The following is a 15,569-nucleotide window of genomic DNA, read 5'->3' as shown; positions in this document are numbered from 1 at the left end:
CGGCAGGAAGTTTAGATCAGAGGCCGTTGTCCTTCAGCACCTTGGCGGCGTTTTCCTTGGTGATCTTCTCGGTCGGCAAGGTGATGGTCTTTTCGACCTTCTCGCCGTTGAGGAACTTGATCGCCTGGCGCAGGCCTTCGGCGCCGGGAGTGACATAGGTGAACGTCGCCGTCAGTTCGCCCTTGTTCACCATCTGCACACCTTCATTGGGCAGACCGTCGATGCCGATGAACTTGATGTCCTTCTCGCGGCCGACATCCTTGGCTGCGAGATAGGCGCCATAGGCCATCGGATCATTGTGGCCATAGACGAGATCGATCTTCTCGTTGCTCTTCAGCGCGTTGGCCATCAAATTGTAGGCCTGGTCCTGCTTCCAGTCGCCCGACTGCTGGTCGAGCAGATATTTGATGCCCGGTTCCTTGTCGGTGAACTCATGGAAGCCGTCATGGCGATCATGCGCCGGCTGGGTGCCCATGCCGCCCCAGATTTCGACGACATTGCCTGATGCCTTGCCCTTGCCGCCGAGCAGTTCGACGGCATATTCGCCGGCCGCGCGGCCGATCAGCGCGTTGTCGCCGCCGACGAACTGGGTGTAGTCCTTGGTGTCGACATTGCGGTCGAGCACGAAGACCGGGATCTTGGCGTCGATCGCCTGCTGCACGACGCCGGTAAGGCCGGCGGATTCCTTCGGCGACACCAACAGCGCGTCGACCTCCTGACGGATCAGGTTCTCGACATCGGCGACCTGCTTTTCGGTCTTGTCCTCGCCGTCGGTGATGATCAGCTCGACCTCGGGATGCTTGGCGGCTTCGGCCAGGATGTCCTTGTTGAACTGCGCGCGCCAGGGCTCGATGGTCGTCACCTGGGAGAAGCCGATCTTCCACTTCTTGTCCTGGGCGAAGGCATTGCCGCTGGTCATGAGCGCGGTGGTGGTCAGCAGTGCCGCGGTCATGGCGGCAAGTTTCAGCATGTCACGTCGTTTCATTTTTTGTTTCCTCCGAGATTGAGAGACGATGTCTCTTGTGACGGCCGCTTTGCCGCGGCCGTTTCCTTGCGCGCCGTTTGCCCGCCTGGCAGGCGCAGATAGGCCAGGAGATCGCCGGCATTGCGTTCCTGCACGAGCACGGTACCGATGATGATCATCCCCTTCAGTACCAGCTGAAGGTTCGAATTGATGTTGTGGAGCTGCAGGATGTTCGAGAGCAGCCCGAAGATCAGCACGCCGCAGAACGTGCCGGTGAGGCTGCCGCGCCCGCCCATCAGGCTGGTGCCGCCGATGACGACGGCGGCGATGGCGTCCAGCTCCAGCCCGGCGCCGGCATCCGGCTTGCCTTGCCGGTACTGCGCGACATAGAGCACGGCGGCGATGCCAGCGAGCAGGCCGGAAATGGCATAGGTGGCGATCTTGACGCGGCCGGCTGCGATGCCGGAGAGGCGCGCCGCCTCCTCATTGCCGCCGATGGCATAGACATAGCGGCCGAACGGCGTGAAGCGCAGCACTGCACCATAGATCAGGATGGCGCCGAGGAAGAACAGGCCCGGCATCGGGATAACGCCGAACACCAGCGATCGCAGCATCTCGAAATCGGCGGTGGCGTTCGAGCCGGTATAGACCGGCAGAACCGCATTGTTCTGGCCGGCGGTCAGCCGGGCGATGCCGAGCGCCGTCACCATCATCGCCAGGGTGACGATGAAAGGCTGCAGCCGTCCGGCAACGATGATGAAGCCGTTGAGCGCGCCGAACAGCAACCCGACGCACGGCGCGACCAACAACACGCCAAGCACACCGAATTTCGGCTCGATCTGCGGCAGCAGGTACCATAGCGACAGGCTGCACAGGACCACGCCGACGACGGCGGGCGTGATCAGACCGCGAATTCCGTCGAGCCTGATCTCACGGACGAGATCGGCACCGGCACGGGATTTTGCAATGTTCTGGAAGATGAAGCGGGTGACGACGAAGCCAAGGCAAAGCGCCACCAAGGCGACGGTCGGCACGCCCAGCACGACGCCCGGCGTCACGCCTGGAACGGTCAGCAGCATGGCGCAGACCACCGAGCAAATGGCCATCAGCGAGCCGACGGAGAGATCGATGCCGCCGGTGATGATGACCGCCGTCATGCCGGTGGCGATCAGCCCGGTGGTCGAGACCTGGCGCAGCACGTCGAGCAGATTGCCGTAGGAGAGGAAGATGTTGTTGCCTTTCGAACTCATCGGCGAGCCCAGCACGCCGATCAGGAAGATGGCGATCAGGCCCCAATAGAGCTTGGTTTGGGACAGGAGTTTCAGGACAGTCATGCGGCTGGTCTCGATATGGTCCGACGCGGTGCGGCGAGCCGCATGATGGCCTCCTCGCTGGCCGCATCGCGGGAAAGAATGCCTGTCTGGCGGCCATCGGCCATCACCAGGATACGGTCGGAGAGATGCAGAAGCTCGGGCAGTTCCGAACTGATGACGGCGATGGCGAGGCCGTCGCGCGCCAGTTTGAAGATCAGGTCGTAGATCTCGCGCTTGGCGCCGACGTCGATGCCGCGCGTCGGCTCGTCCAGCAACAGCACCCTTGGCCTGGTCGCCAGCCATTTGCCGATGACGACCTTCTGCTGGTTGCCTCCCGACAGCGTGCCGGCGGGCTGGTCGATGTCCTGGCAGCGGATGCCGAGCGACTTGACCGCCTGCCGCGCCAGCCCCTGTTCGCCGGCCAGCGACCGGATGCCGAAGCGCGCCAGCGACCCGACCAGCGGCAACGCGACATTGTCTGATATCGAGGCCTGCAGATGCAGGCCTTGCGTCTTGCGGTCCTCGGTCACCAGTGCGATGCCCAGCCGCCTTGCGTCGCGGGGCGAGCGGATATCCACGGGCCTGCCGTCGACCTGGATTTCGCCACCGGTGCGGCCATCGCTCGAGCCGAAGATCGCTTCCAGTATCTCGGTGCGGCCAGAGCCGAGCAGCCCTCCAATGCCGAGGATTTCTCCGGCGGCAAGATCGAATCCGACGCCGTCGATCACCGTTCGCCAGCCATGGGCATCGGGCTTCGACAGCGACAGATTCTCGACCGAGAGCACGATCCTGCCACTGGGGCCGCGCTCGCCCTCAGGGGACGCGAGCAGGTTGCGGCCGACCATCGCGGAAATGATCGCGTCTTCATCGAGCTTGCCCATCGGCTCGGTCAGTACGTGGCGCCCGTCGCGAAACACGGTAACGCGGCTGGCCAGATGCATGACCTCGTCAATGCGGTGCGAGATGTAGACAATGGCGACTCCGCTGTCGGCCAGCTGGCGAATGATGCGGAACAACCGCTGGCATTCGGCCGGCGACAGCGCCGAAGTCGGCTCGTCCATGATCAGGATACGTGCCGACATCGACAGCGCCTTGGCGATCTCGACCAGCTGTTGCTCGCCGACGCGCAAGGCACCGACGCGGGCTTGCGGATCGAGTTCGATGCCGAGCCGCCGCAACAAAGCATCTGCGGCGCGGCTGCTCGCCTTGCGGTCGACGATCAGCCCGGCGATCAGCTTCTCGCGCCCGAGGAAGATGTTGTCGGCGACGCTGAGTTCCGGCACCAGGTTGAGTTCCTGGTGGATAATGGCGATGCCGGCATCCTCGGCGTCGCGCACGCCGGAGAAGCTGACGGGAAGGCCATCGACGCTGACCGTGCCTTCATAGCCGGTGTAAACGCCGGAGAGGATCTTCATCAGCGTCGATTTGCCGGCGCCGTTCTCGCCCATCAGGGCATGGACTTCGCCGCGCCGCAGTTCGAAGCGGACGTCGACCAAGGCGGCGATGCCGCCGAAGCTCTTGGAAATATGCTCGGCGCTCAGAACGACGTTCGAACGATCCGCCGCACTGTGCTCCGGGGATAGGGAATTCGCATGCCTCATGACAATGGCGGCCTCCCTTCCGTCCTCGTCAAATCTCACCAAACGCTAATCTAAACGTTTCGATCATGTCAAGCCGCTATCTGATGGTGCTGGCCCGACATATTTCAATTCTTGCGAAAAAATGCAAAAATTCGTAGATGTAGCACATAGAGGGGTGGCGAAACGTTTAGAAATGACAGCATTCAAGCGGACTAGGAAGCGAAAATCCACGGCGCCGACCATGCTCCACGTCGCCGAAGCGGCGCGTGTATCGGTCGCCACGGTGTCGGCGCTGATCAACGGCACGGCAACGGTCAGCCCGGAGCTCAGCCAGCGCATCGAACAGGCGATCCGCGATATCGGCTACAAGCGCAACGCGATCGCCCGCAGCCTGAAGATGGGCACGACCCGCACCATCGGCTTGACCGTGCCGCACATCACCAACCCGTTCTTCACCGATGTCGTCTCGGTCATCCAGCAGGCCTTCGACCGGGCCGGCTATGCCGTCATGCTTTGCTGCACGGACGAGGACCTGAACACCCAGGACGACCAGATCAGGCTGCTGCTCGACCGCATGGTCGACGGGCTGATCGTGGCGCGCGTCGGCGACGGCGCTATCCTCAAACGGATCGTCGACGACGCCAATGTGCCGGTCGTGCTGCTCGACCGTCTCTGCAAAGGCGTCGATACCGATGCCGTGGTGCTCGACAACCAGCGCGCGGTGTTCGACGCCATCACCTACCTGATCAATCTCGGCCATCGGCGCATTGGCTACATCACCGGCACGTCGGACATTTCGCCGATGCATGATCGCATGACGGGATATCGCGAGGCGCTTCACGCCGCCGGCCTGCCGATCGCCGAGGAGTTGATCCGTTTCGGCAATTTCCACGAGATCGACGGCTACAATGCCACCATGCAGATGCTTTCCGCGCACGATCGGCCAAGCGCGATCTTCTCGGCCAACAACCCGATGGTGATCGGCACCATGAAGGCGATCCGCGACATCGGCCTGTCCTGCCCTGAAGACATTTCGGTCGCCTGTTTCGACGATTTTCCATGGTCCGATGTGTTCCAGCCGCAATTGACCACGGTCGCCCAGCCGGTGCAGGCGATCGGCGAGCAGGCGGCCAATCTCTTGCTCGACCGTCTCGCCGGCAACAGGGACGCGCCGCCGCGCAAGCTGGTGCTCAAAGGCCGGCTGATGATCCGCAATTCATGCCGCCCGCTGGGAGCGATGGCGCAGAGCGTGAGCGCTTAGTTTTTCGCGCGTCGGCGGGCGCTCGACGTTGCGAAAGGTGTGCCGCCTTTAGCCGAGCCGGACTGTCAGGCAGCTTGCGATAGCGATTTATGCGCCTCGGCCAGGATCTCGAACGACCGCACTCGCGACGCATGGTCTGATATCTGCGCGGTGACCATCAGCTCGTCGGCACCGGTGCGGCGCACGAAGGCGTCGATGCCTTGCCGGACCGTTTCCGGGGAGCCGACGACGGCGCAGGACAATGCCTGGCCGAGCATGGTCTTGGCCATCGGCTCGAGATCGCGCTCATAGTTCTCGACAGGTGGCGGCAGTCGGCCGGCCCGACCGGTGCGCAGGTTAACGAAGGCCTGTTGCAACGACGTGAACAGCAACCGTGCCTCGGCGTCGGTGGGCGCGGCAAAGACGTTGAGGCCAAGCATGACATGCGGCTTGTCGAGCTGCTCCGACGGCTGGAAGCGCGAGCGGTAGACGTCCAGCGCGTGATCGAGTTCCGCCGGCGCGAAATGCGAGGCGAAGGCATAGGGCAGGCCGAGCATGGCAGCGAGCTGCGCACCATAGAGGCTGGAGCCGAGAATCCAGACCGGCACGTTCTGACCCTCGCCAGGCACGGCGCGGATGCGCTGGCCTTCCTCGGCCGGCTGGAAATAGCGCATCAGTTCGATGACATCCTGCGGGAAATTGTCGGCCCCGGCCTCGAGATTGCGGCGCAAGGCGCGGGCCGTGGCCATGTCGGTACCGGGCGCCCGGCCGAGGCCGAGATCGATGCGGCCCGGATGCAACGCGGCCAGCGTGCCAAACTGCTCGGCAATCACCAGCGGCGCGTGGTTGGGCAGCATGATGCCGCCGGCGCCGACACGAATGGCCTTGGTGCCGCCGGCAACATGGGCAATGACGACCGCGGTTGCCGCACTGGCGATGCCTGGCATGTTGTGATGCTCGGCCAACCAGAAGCGCCTGTAGCCCAGCCGCTCGGCATGACGGGCAAGATCAAGCGAATTGGCCAGCGACTGCGAGGCATCGCTGCCTTCGACGATCGGCGACAGGTCGAGAACGGAAAGGTCGGTCATGAACGGTATCCTGTGTCAGGACCGCATGTAGGAAGCGCCCTGCGACCTGCAAATTCAAAAATATTGATCAGCCTTTTGCAATTTCGGTGTCGGCGACGTCCTCGTCCTCGATGACAGCCGTGTGTTGTGCGGCGAGAAAATTGCCGACATGACTGAGCCCGTCGAAATGATCGCAGAACACTTTTATGACGACCAGCAGCGGCACCGCCATCAAGGCACCGACGAAGCCCCACAGCCACGACCAGAAGGCGATAGCGATGAGGATCGCCACGGCATTGATCTCAAGGCGGCGGCCGACCACCGTCGGGGTCACGAACTGGCCTTCGATGATATCGCACAACAACACGAAGGCCGGAGCCAGTAGCGCGTAGGAGACGGTGTCGAAGCTGATCAGCGACATGATCGTGACAAGCATGATGGTCAACAGCGCGCCGACATAGGGCAGGAAGTTGAGCATTGCGGCAGTGATGCCCCAGACTTGCGGGTTGGGCACGCCGAGTGCCCACAGGCCAAGGCCGATGACGGCGCCGAGACCGGCATTGATGATGGTGACAGTGAGCAGATAGTGCGAGATTTCCCGCTCCACGTCGTAGACGACGCGCAGCGCCCGCTTCTTTTCGCTGAGACGCGCGAAGGACTGGATGATCTTCTCGTAGAACATCGTGCCGGAGGCGAGCAGGAACAGCGACAGTACGAAGATTATGGTGAGGCTTGTTCCCGCCGACAGGATGTTGCTGGCCGCTGCAGACAGAATGCCGGATTGCGCCACCGCCACCTTCTGGACGCCCGGCTCCTGCGAGGTCTCGGTCAGCTGTTCGATCTGATGCGAAATCTGCATGATCTTCTCGAGCGGACGCCGCAATTGCGCCAGCCGTTCGGTGAGCCGCTGGCCGATCGACGAGGTGTTGTTGATGAGTTCGATGACTGGACCGCTGAGCAGATAGCCGGCACTGGCGAAAACGAAAAGCGACAGCAGCACCAGCACGGTTGCCGAAACCACGTCGGGGATGCCGCGCTTGCGCAGCAGCCGGACGATCGGCGTCAGCGTCAGCGTCAGCAGAAAAGCCAGGATGACCGGCATGAAGAACGCGCGGGCGAAGTAGAGCGCATAGATGGCCATGAATAGGAAGATGCCGACGAGCAGCGAGCGCGTCAGATGCATGTCGGCACGAGCCGCGACGCGCGAATCCAGTTCATCGGCAACGCCTGCGCCCAAGGCAGTGGGTTCGGTCTTCATGCTCGCCCCTTGAGCCGGGCGCCCCTCGGCGATCGGCGATTGCCTGCATGAAACGCAGAGTGACGGGGTCAGGTTCCAGGGTTAGGTGAACCGGGCTCCACCGAGATGGCTGGTATGACCATTGCCTTTAAGCGCATGTCGCGACAGCACGAGCCGTTTCCGGCCATGGTCATGGATATTGGAACGTACCCCGTGGCGATCGGCTTCATGCCCGCCATTCCACCTGGTTTCGTCAGGGGAGATCGGGGCCGACCTACTTTTCGACGGGCACCGCCAGCGCCGGCGCGGATTTCGCCGTTTCCTTGCGCACGATCGGCGCCACCCTGGTGCCGTAGAGTTCGATCGCCTTCATGATCTTGGCATGCGGCATGGTGCCGATCGCCATCTGGAGCAGGAAACGGTCGTTGCCGAAGATCTTGTGCTGGGCGACGATCTTCTCGGCCACCTGCTCGGGGCTGCCGACGAACAGTGCGCCGTTGGGACCGCGCGACTGGTCGAAATGCGCCCGCGATGTCGGACCCCAGCCGCGCTCGCGGCCGATGCGGTTCATCACTTCCGCCTGGGGTCCATAGAAATCGTCGGCCGCCTGCTCGGTCGTTTCGCCGATAAAGCCATGCACGTTGATGCTGGTGGCGAGATCAGCCGGTTCGCTGCCGGCGCGCCTGGCGGCCTCGTGGTAGAGATCGAACAGCGGCGCGAACCGTGCCGGCTCGCCGCCAATGATGGCGAGCGCCAGCGGCAGGCCGAGTGCGCCAGCGCGGGCGGCAGACTGTGGCGTCCCACCAATGGCGATCCAGACCGGCAGCCTGTCCTGGAAGGGCCGGGGATAAACGCCGCGATCGTTGATCGACGCGCGCAGATTGCCGGACCAGGTGACCTTCACGCTATCGCGGATGGCGAGCAGCAGGTCGAGCTTTTCGGCGAACAGCTCGTCATAGTCCTCGAGGTTGTAGCCGAACAGCGGGAAGGATTCGATGAACGAGCCGCGTCCGGCCATGATCTCGGCGCGGCCGCCCGACAGAAGATCGAGCGTGGCGAACTGCTGGAAGACGCGCACCGGGTCATCGGAAGACAGGACGGTGACCGCGCTGGTCAGCTTGATACGCTTCGAGCGCTCGGCGGCTGCGGCCAGGGCTACGACCGGCGCTGAGGCCGCATAATCGGGCCGGTGGTGCTCGCCGAGGCCAAAGACGTCGAGACCGACCTGATCGGCCAGTTCGACCTCCTCGATCAGGTTGCGCAGCCGCTCATGCGGGCCGATGGCGCCCGGACCCGGCAGCGGGCTGACGTCGGCGAAGGTGTAGAGACCGAGTTCCATTAAGTGTCATCCTGCTGTTGGGTTGGTCGCGTAGCAATCCCAGGAAAAGTGTGAGGCGGATTTCCGCCCGGAATTGCGTCAACACAGAGATAAAGCGCGGTTCACCGTTTCTGGTGAATCGCTCTAGACGTAGCGACCGACCCGCCGCGCCGCCAGAGGGGCGGACGGTGAACAGTGCATGCCGGTTTCGGCCGAAAAGACGTCTCCCGGCTGCAACAGCCAATAATTTCATGGCTGCCATGCCGTTTTGGCGCTTGAACTCTCGGTTTTCGCGCGTATGTAAGCGTCGCGAATTGACTCCAGGGAAGTGGACTTGGCTATCTACAGGGAAAAAGACGTTTTCGAGCGGCGCAACGCCGCAAACGAGGCAAAGAAGGCGCTCCTCGAGCGCTTCAAGGCAAAGCCGGCTGCGGATGATCCCGCAGTGCTGGCGCGGCAGGCCGAACGCAAGGCGATCCTAGCGGCCCGCGAAATCCGCGAGGCTGAAAAGGCCCGGCTGAAGCAGGAAAAGCTGGCACGCGAAGCGGTTGAGAAGGCCGAGCGCGAGGCAGCAGCCGAGGCAGCACGTATCGCCGCCGAGGAAGCCGCACAGGCCGAGGCCAAGATTCGGGAATCCGAAGAGAACGAGCGCATCGCCCGTTTTCTGGCCGACGAAGCCGAACGCAAGGCCAAGCGCGACGCGCGTTATGCGGCGCGCAAGCAGCGTACCGGCAGGACGCCTCCGGGCTTCTCCGCCCGCTAGCCTCAAAACTGCCGAAGCAATCAGCTTCAAGAATCAGGGTCGCCTCGCAGCGGCCCTGAACGTGTTTGTCCGCCACTCCGGTCAGGCGGCGAACTTCAGCCCCATGATGCCGCAGACGATGAGCGCGATGCAGGTCAGCCTGATCGCCGTGGCCGGCTCGCCGAGCAGCCAGACGCCGAGCAGTGCCGTACCGACGGTGCCGATGCCGGTCCACACCGCATAGGCGGTACCGACCGGCAGCGTCTTCAGCGCCAGGCCGAGCAAGGTGAGGCTGACGATCATCGAGGCAACGGTCAGCATGGTCGGCACCAGCTTCGAAAAGCCATCGGTGTATTTGAGGCCGATTGCCCAGCCGATCTCGAACAGGCCGGCAACAAAGAGAAGAATCCAAGACATCGACAACGCTCCATCAGAGCATCGGACCGAAAAGTGATCTTCGGGTGCCCGACGATCAATCAATCAAGCAATGACGGGTCGTCCCGTCCGGATTTGGGGAAGCGCGAGGTCGTCCCCGCCGTGCCAACATTGGAATTTCGGGCGCTCGATCACCAACGATCGGCAACGGCGTTGCCGATCGTAATCCTATTCCAATGCGGATGGCCCGGACCTACTTGTCCTTAAGCTTCATCGCCTTGACAGGCGGCGCCTTCAGGGCCGGAGCGGGAGCGGGTTTCTTGGCGTCCTTCTTCGGCTTGCGGGCTTCCTTGCCTGCCTTCATCGCACCTTTAGCCATGATTCGTTCCTCCGATTGCGGGAAGCGAAGTGAAACAAGAGAACCGCCCGACTGCAAGGGTTTAGCGACTGCTGCCGCCGTCAGCGGATCGCTTTCAACCGGTTTCTAATTTGCTCGTAAACCCTGGCGGTCCGTGCCATGGTCATTTTCGCACTGCAGCATCAACCGTGCCGTCGCCGGGTGATCGTCAGGCAGGCCGTTCAGGACGACAATGCGAATCCACATCGGCTGCGAAATGAGCTTCGACTTTCCGCAGGAAACGCCGCTCATCGCGATGCTGAATGTCCACTATTCCCGTGCCTCCGATCTCGAGCGGCCGGATTTCCTGATCTCCAACCCGCCGGTGCCTATCCAGAGCTACCGCGACAGTTTCGGCAACTGGTGCAACCGGTTCGTCGCGCCGCCCGGGCGTTTCACCTTCGGCACAGACGCGGTGATCCGCGATCCCGGCACCTTCGAGAAGGGCGACCTGATGGCCTGGCAGCACGAGGTGCGCGACCTGCCGGCGGACACGCTGCTGTTCCTGCTGCCCAGCCGATTTTGCGAGAGCGACCTTCTGGCTGATGAAGCGTGGCGGCTGTTTGGGCAAACGCCGCTCGGCGTTCCACGCGTCCAGGCGGTCTGCGACTTCGTCCACAATCATCTCGTCTTCAACTACGGCAATGCTCGGCCGACACGTAGCGCTGCGGAGGCCTACCGCGAACAGAGCGGTGTCTGCCGAGATTATGCGCATCTCGCCGTCACATTCTGCCGGGCACTCAACATCCCGACGCGCTACTGCACCGGCTACATCAGCGACATCGGCATGCCAAAGCCATGGGCGAGCATGGATTTCTGCGCCTGGATGGAAGTCTATCTCGGCGGCCGTTGGCATGCCTTCGATCCGCGCAACAACGCACCGCGCATCGGCCGCATCCTGATCGCCTCCGGCCGTGACGCCGCCGATGTGCCGCTGACCCATATTTTCGGGCCGGGCACGCTCGCCGGGTTCAAGGTGTGGACCAGCGAGATCGTCGACTAGCCCGCTTCCTGCCGGCCAATCTGTCCAGCACTGTCTTTGACGCACGCCAGCTTTGAACGAGCCTGCGGTTCGTGCATTGTGATGTCTGTGGAGCTTCTGCCTCTGGCCTTAGGCTGGGTGCGCATCTAACGGGACCACACACCATGGCTGCGCATGGCGGCTCAAAACGGGTGATCTACACGGCGCTGGCCGGCAATCTCGCCATCGCGCTGACCAAGTTCGCCGCCGCCTTCTTCACCGGCAGTTCGGCGATGCTGTCGGAAGGCGTGCACTCGCTGGTCGATACCGGCAATGGCAGCCTGCTGCTCTACGGCATGCATCGCGCCGCCCGTCCGGCTGACCACACGCATCCGCTCGGTCACGGCCGCGAACTGTATTTCTGGAGTTTCATCGTCGCACTTCTCGTCTTTGCCGTGGGCGCCGGGGTATCGTTCTACGAGGGCGTGATCCACATCATGGCGCCGGAACCGGTCGCCAACGTCAAGGTGAACTATCTCGTCCTGGGCCTTTCCTTCCTGTTCGAAGGCAGCTCCTGGCTGGTGGCGCTGAAGGAGTTCCGCAATCAGAAGGGCAAGGAAGGCTGGCTGCGGGCCGTGCAGTCGAGCAAGGATCCGAGCGTCTACACCGTGCTGTTCGAGGACAGTGCGGCCCTTCTCGGCCTGATCGTCGCCTTCGCTGGCATCCTGGCGGCGGAACTGCTGGGGATGCCGGAACTCGACGGCGCCGCCTCGATCGGCATTGGGCTGATCCTTGGCGCGACGGCAATTTTCCTGGCCCGCGAAAGCAAGGGCCTACTGATCGGCGAGCCGGCCTCGCCCGAGGTGCAGAGACAGGTGCTGGCGATCGCCCAACAAGATCCGGCGGTGCAGCGGGCGAACGGCGTTCTGACCGTCCATATGGGGCCGGCAGAGATCGTTGCCGGGCTGAGCATCGAGTTCGAGGATCACCTGACGGCGCCGGAGATCGAAGCCTGTGTGGAGCGCCTGGAGGCGCGGCTACAGAAGGAGATGCCGGAGATCACACGGCTGTTCGTCAAGCCGCAGACCACCGGCACCTGGGAAAAGCGGCGCAAGCTGATCGAGACCGCATCCAATCCGGCGCCGGATTAGCGTTGCGCCATTGCCTCACGGTCTTGCCTCGCTAAGATTAACAACACTTTGGAGGAACGAAGATGAAAATCGACGGCGGCTGCCATTGTGGCGCCATCACCTACGAGGCGGAGGTCGATCCTGAAAAGACGAACATCTGCCACTGCACGGACTGCCAGCAACTGACCGGCACGGCTTTTCGCGTGACCGTTCCGGCGCTCGAAAGCAACTACCGCATCACCAAAGGTACGCCGAAAATCTACATCAAGACAGGATCGAGCGGCGCCAAGCGCGCGCAGGCCTTTTGCGCCGACTGCGGTTCACATCTTTACGCTACGTCGGTCGGCGACGGGCCAAAAGTTTATGGCATCCGGGTCGGCACGGCGCGGCAGCGCGATGAACTGGTTCCCCGGACACAATACTGGCACCGCTCGGCATTGCACTGGCTGCCGGAATTTCAGCACATGACCACCGTGGGGGAGCAGTAGCGCTGCTCAGTCGTCGCCTTCGACGACCCTCAGCCTGAGCTGCCCGGTCTTCGAATCGGCAACGCGAGCGCCCGTGTCAGCCTTTGCAGCGGGAGGCCGTGACGCGGCGTCCGCCGCGGCTTCGCCGTCGGCCTGTGCGCCGAACTCCAGCGCCTCGATCTTCTGGCCGCGCTTGGTGACCTTCGAAGTAGAAACCAGGATGTCGTCGATGTCCTTGGCGGACTGGCCGAAATGGACCTGCAGCTTGCGCACCCGCTCATCGACACGCGCAACATCCTCCATCAGCCGGATGACCTCGCCCTGGATCAGGTGCGCCTGTTCGCGCATGCGGGCGTCCTTGAGGATCGCCTGAATAACCTGGATCGACAGCATCAGCAGCGACGGCGAGACGATGACGACACGGGCGCGATGCGCCTTGTGGACGATCGCCTCGAAATTCTCATGGATCTCGGCGAACACCGATTCCGAAGGCACGAACATGAAGGCGGTATCCTGGGTCTCGCCCTGGATCAGGTATTTTTCCGAGATATCGCGGACATGGATCTCGATGTCGCGGCGGAATGCCTGCGAGGCGACCTTCTGCAGGTCGGCGCCATCGGCGGCGCGGATGGCGTTCCAGGCTTCCAGCGGAAACTTGGCGTCGATGGCAAGCGACGGCGCGCCGTTCGGCATCTTTACCAGGCAGTCGGGCCGGCTGCCGTTCGACAGCGTCGCCTGGAATTCGTAGGCGCCGTGCGGCAGGCCGTCGGCGACGATCGCCTCCATGCGCGACTGACCGAAGGCGCCGCGCGTCTGCTTGTTGGAGAGTATCGCCTGCAACTGCACGACCTGGCCGGCGAGCGACTGGATGTTACCTTGCGCGACATCGATGATCGCCAGCCGCTCCTGCAATTTGGCCAGGCTTTCATGCGTCGATTTCGTCTGCTCGGTCATGGTCTGGCCGAGCCGGCCGGTCATGGCATCGAGACGCTGGCCGATCGACTGCGTCAATTCCGCTTGCCGTGCCCCGAACACTTCGGCGATGGCGCCCATGCGGCCCTGCATCTCGGCCTGGCTTTGCAGAATGCCGGCCATTCGCGCCTCGGCGTCGCGGGCATGATCGGCGGCTTCGGCGGCAGCGACTGCGCGCGCTTTGGCCGACCGCCACAGCGCGACAACGAGCGCCACGAACAGGCCGAGAACCAGCAAGGCGCCCAAGGCCAGCGCATGGCCGAGTGTGATCGTGGTGGCGCCAAGCCGGGCGACAGGTTCCGAAAGGATGGTGCTCAGATCATTCATGTGGACAGCATAAACGATTCGCCCTGATCGCACAGATCAAAACGTGAACGAGCTTCGCGCGCAACGGTTGACGCTTTTCGCTGGAGGTCTTAGGTGGAGCGCCATGCCGATCAAGCCGCTCATCATCCTTCCCGATCCCATCCTGCGCCAGGTTTCCAAGCCGGTGGAGCGTGTCGACGCGCCTTTGCGCAATTTAGCCGACGACATGCTGGCGACCATGTATGACGCGCCCGGCATCGGGCTGGCCGCAATCCAGATCGGCGAGCCGCTGCGCATGCTGGTGATCGATCTCGCCAAGGAAGACGAAGAGCCGGCGCCGCACGTCTTCATCAACCCGGAAATCCTGGAGAGCGCCGATACGCGGTCCGTCTACGAGGAAGGCTGCCTGTCGATCCCGGACTATTATGCCGAGGTCGAACGCCCGGCCGCCGTGCGGGTCAAGTATCTCGACCGTGACGGCAAATTGCAGGAGATGGAGGCCGAGGGCCTGATGGCAACCTGCCTGCAGCATGAGATCGATCACCTCAATGGTATCTTGTTCATCGATCACATTTCGAAGCTGAAGCGCGACATGGTGGTGAAGAAATTCAAGAAGCTCGCCAGAGACAAGGCGCCGGGCAAGCTGGTGGGATAGCTCGACTGAGCAGCGCGCGTCGTTCATTTTTGTCCTGCCCTTGGCCAAACCTTCGAATTTCGTTGAGGGCAGGCCTGCAGTTTGATATCATTGATATCAAACTTTTGGAGATATCCATGGGTGATATGCTGATCAGAGATATTCCCGAACCCTTGAAGCGCGAAATCGAACAAGCAGCACGCAAGGGCGGCCAGAGCCTGTCGGGCAAAGCGATCGATCTTTTGCGCAAAGGCATGGTCGCGGAGAAAGAAGCCAAGCCAGAGCCGGGCCTTTCAGCATGGGATGCGATACGCTCGGCATTCGCCGCTGAAAACGCAATTGGCGACGAATTTTCCGAGATAATGGACGAAATCGAAGCGGACAGGAAACGCGACTTCGGTCGTCCAGTCGAGGATTTCGAGTGATCGTCCTCGACACCAACGTCGTTTCCGAAGCCAGCAAGCCTGCGCCCGATTCGAACGTCTCAGCGTGGTTCCGCAAACAGGATCTTCTCGCACTCTATATGTGTGGACCAGTCATCATGGAGCAGTCGTTCGGTGCCGAAAGGTTTTTAAACAGGACGGGGTCGGACCGTTATGTTCGCGTGCTCGATCACCTGGTCACCGAACAGTTTGCCGGTCGTATCGTGGAATTTTCGGGTTCGATCCCTCGACTTGCCGGCAAGTTGCGAGCAGCACGGGAGAGGAATGGCCGCCCAATCAGTCTTTCTGACGCCATGATTGCCGCGATTTGTATCGCCCATGACGCCACGCTAGCCACGCGCAACGTTCGCGACTTCGACGGCCTTGACCTGAAGGTCATAAACCCGTTTGAAGCAGATGCTTGAGCCGGCTCACGGCGCAAGA

17 protein-coding genes are annotated in these 15,569 nt (G+C 62.6%); 8 read left to right on the top strand and 9 right to left on the bottom strand.

From position 1 onward, the window contains the following. Positions 1–16 precede the first annotated feature (16 nt). Genes NKJ01_RS12725 through NKJ01_RS12715 form a run of 3 tightly spaced genes read right to left on the bottom strand, consistent with a single transcriptional unit; the run spans position 17 to position 3,878 of the window. The gene (locus tag NKJ01_RS12725) at positions 17–985 is read right to left on the bottom strand and encodes a substrate-binding domain-containing protein (protein WP_023761399.1); all 969 of its coding nucleotides are present in this window, start codon (positions 983–985) and stop codon (positions 17–19) included. Next, positions 982–2,298 carry an ABC transporter permease gene (locus NKJ01_RS12720; protein ID WP_352728331.1) on the bottom strand — a complete coding sequence of 439 codons (1,317 nt, stop codon included), beginning with the start codon at positions 2,296–2,298 and terminating at the stop codon, positions 982–984. Before NKJ01_RS12720 ends, NKJ01_RS12725 begins: the two co-directional genes overlap by 4 nt. Then, the gene (locus tag NKJ01_RS12715) at positions 2,295–3,878 is read right to left on the bottom strand and encodes a sugar ABC transporter ATP-binding protein (RefSeq protein WP_352728329.1); all 1,584 of its coding nucleotides are present in this window, start codon (positions 3,876–3,878) and stop codon (positions 2,295–2,297) included. Before NKJ01_RS12715 ends, NKJ01_RS12720 begins: the two co-directional genes overlap by 4 nt. A gap of 220 nt (positions 3,879–4,098) precedes the next feature. Between NKJ01_RS12715 and NKJ01_RS12710 the strand changes: the two genes are divergently transcribed. Beyond that, a complete protein-coding gene (locus NKJ01_RS12710; protein ID WP_352728327.1) occupies positions 4,099–5,118 on the top strand; it encodes a LacI family DNA-binding transcriptional regulator in 1,020 nt (339 codons plus the stop codon). A gap of 65 nt (positions 5,119–5,183) precedes the next feature. On the opposite strand, the gene NKJ01_RS12705 is transcribed toward NKJ01_RS12710, so the two are convergent. The 3 genes from NKJ01_RS12705 to NKJ01_RS12695 all read right to left on the bottom strand — a co-directional run bounded on the left by NKJ01_RS12705 (position 5,184) and on the right by NKJ01_RS12695 (position 8,740). Then, positions 5,184–6,185 carry an LLM class flavin-dependent oxidoreductase gene (locus tag NKJ01_RS12705; protein WP_352728325.1) on the bottom strand — a complete coding sequence of 334 codons (1,002 nt, stop codon included), beginning with the start codon at positions 6,183–6,185 and terminating at the stop codon, positions 5,184–5,186. A gap of 67 nt (positions 6,186–6,252) precedes the next feature. Continuing rightward, positions 6,253–7,422: an AI-2E family transporter gene (locus NKJ01_RS12700; protein WP_023761394.1), complete on the bottom strand. Its 1,170-nt coding sequence runs from the start codon at positions 7,420–7,422 to the stop codon at positions 6,253–6,255. Between the two features lie 253 nt (positions 7,423–7,675). Further along, positions 7,676–8,740: an LLM class flavin-dependent oxidoreductase gene (locus NKJ01_RS12695; RefSeq protein ID WP_352728323.1), complete on the bottom strand. Its 1,065-nt coding sequence runs from the start codon at positions 8,738–8,740 to the stop codon at positions 7,676–7,678. Between the two features lie 313 nt (positions 8,741–9,053). Between NKJ01_RS12695 and NKJ01_RS12690 the strand changes: the two genes are divergently transcribed. Then, positions 9,054–9,482 carry a DUF6481 family protein gene (locus tag NKJ01_RS12690; RefSeq protein ID WP_023761392.1) on the top strand — a complete coding sequence of 143 codons (429 nt, stop codon included), beginning with the start codon at positions 9,054–9,056 and terminating at the stop codon, positions 9,480–9,482. Between the two features lie 81 nt (positions 9,483–9,563). On the opposite strand, the gene sugE is transcribed toward NKJ01_RS12690, so the two are convergent. Together sugE and NKJ01_RS12680 are read right to left on the bottom strand one after the other, a co-directional pair. Continuing rightward, complete coding sequence (gene sugE / locus NKJ01_RS12685) at positions 9,564–9,878, bottom strand: quaternary ammonium compound efflux SMR transporter SugE (RefSeq protein ID WP_352728321.1); 315 nt, start codon at positions 9,876–9,878, stop codon at positions 9,564–9,566. Positions 9,879–10,089: 211 nt separating this feature from the next. After that, positions 10,090–10,215 (bottom strand): hypothetical protein, encoded by a 126-nt coding sequence (locus NKJ01_RS12680; RefSeq protein WP_013528464.1) that lies wholly within the window; start codon positions 10,213–10,215, stop codon positions 10,090–10,092. Between the two features lie 211 nt (positions 10,216–10,426). On the opposite strand from NKJ01_RS12680, the gene NKJ01_RS12675 reads away from it, so the two are divergent. The 3 genes from NKJ01_RS12675 to NKJ01_RS12665 all read left to right on the top strand — a co-directional run bounded on the left by NKJ01_RS12675 (position 10,427) and on the right by NKJ01_RS12665 (position 12,812). Further along, positions 10,427–11,236: a transglutaminase-like domain-containing protein gene (locus tag NKJ01_RS12675; RefSeq protein ID WP_352728319.1), complete on the top strand. Its 810-nt coding sequence runs from the start codon at positions 10,427–10,429 to the stop codon at positions 11,234–11,236. A 143-nt stretch (positions 11,237–11,379) separates the two neighbouring features. Beyond that, on the top strand, positions 11,380–12,345 hold the full coding sequence (locus NKJ01_RS12670; protein WP_352486125.1) for a cation diffusion facilitator family transporter: 966 nt from the start codon (positions 11,380–11,382) through the stop codon (positions 12,343–12,345). A gap of 62 nt (positions 12,346–12,407) precedes the next feature. Beyond that, the gene (locus NKJ01_RS12665) at positions 12,408–12,812 is read left to right on the top strand and encodes a GFA family protein (protein WP_352728317.1); all 405 of its coding nucleotides are present in this window, start codon (positions 12,408–12,410) and stop codon (positions 12,810–12,812) included. 6 nt (positions 12,813–12,818) lie between these two features. Here the strand turns inward: NKJ01_RS12665 and NKJ01_RS12660 are convergent, their stop codons facing one another. Beyond that, positions 12,819–14,090, bottom strand: coding sequence for a DNA recombination protein RmuC (locus NKJ01_RS12660; protein ID WP_352601741.1), 1,272 nt, complete (start codon positions 14,088–14,090; stop codon positions 12,819–12,821). Positions 14,091–14,193: 103 nt separating this feature from the next. Between NKJ01_RS12660 and def the strand changes: the two genes are divergently transcribed. From def to NKJ01_RS12645, 3 genes are all read left to right on the top strand, one after another. Next, positions 14,194–14,724 carry a peptide deformylase gene (def, locus tag NKJ01_RS12655; RefSeq protein ID WP_352601743.1) on the top strand — a complete coding sequence of 177 codons (531 nt, stop codon included), beginning with the start codon at positions 14,194–14,196 and terminating at the stop codon, positions 14,722–14,724. A gap of 116 nt (positions 14,725–14,840) precedes the next feature. Then, positions 14,841–15,128, top strand: coding sequence for a plasmid stabilization protein (locus NKJ01_RS12650; RefSeq protein WP_352728432.1), 288 nt, complete (start codon positions 14,841–14,843; stop codon positions 15,126–15,128). Next, complete coding sequence (locus NKJ01_RS12645; protein WP_352728314.1) at positions 15,125–15,550, top strand: type II toxin-antitoxin system VapC family toxin; 426 nt, start codon at positions 15,125–15,127, stop codon at positions 15,548–15,550. Before NKJ01_RS12650 ends, NKJ01_RS12645 begins: the two co-directional genes overlap by 4 nt. Positions 15,551–15,569 lie beyond the last annotated feature (19 nt).

Origin of the sequence: Mesorhizobium sp. M0276, from assembly GCF_040321755.1 — a bacterium.
Classification (GTDB): domain Bacteria; phylum Pseudomonadota; class Alphaproteobacteria; order Rhizobiales; family Rhizobiaceae; genus Mesorhizobium.
Note: the sequence above shows the minus strand (reverse complement) of the source record. Positions and strands in the feature narration are given on the sequence as shown.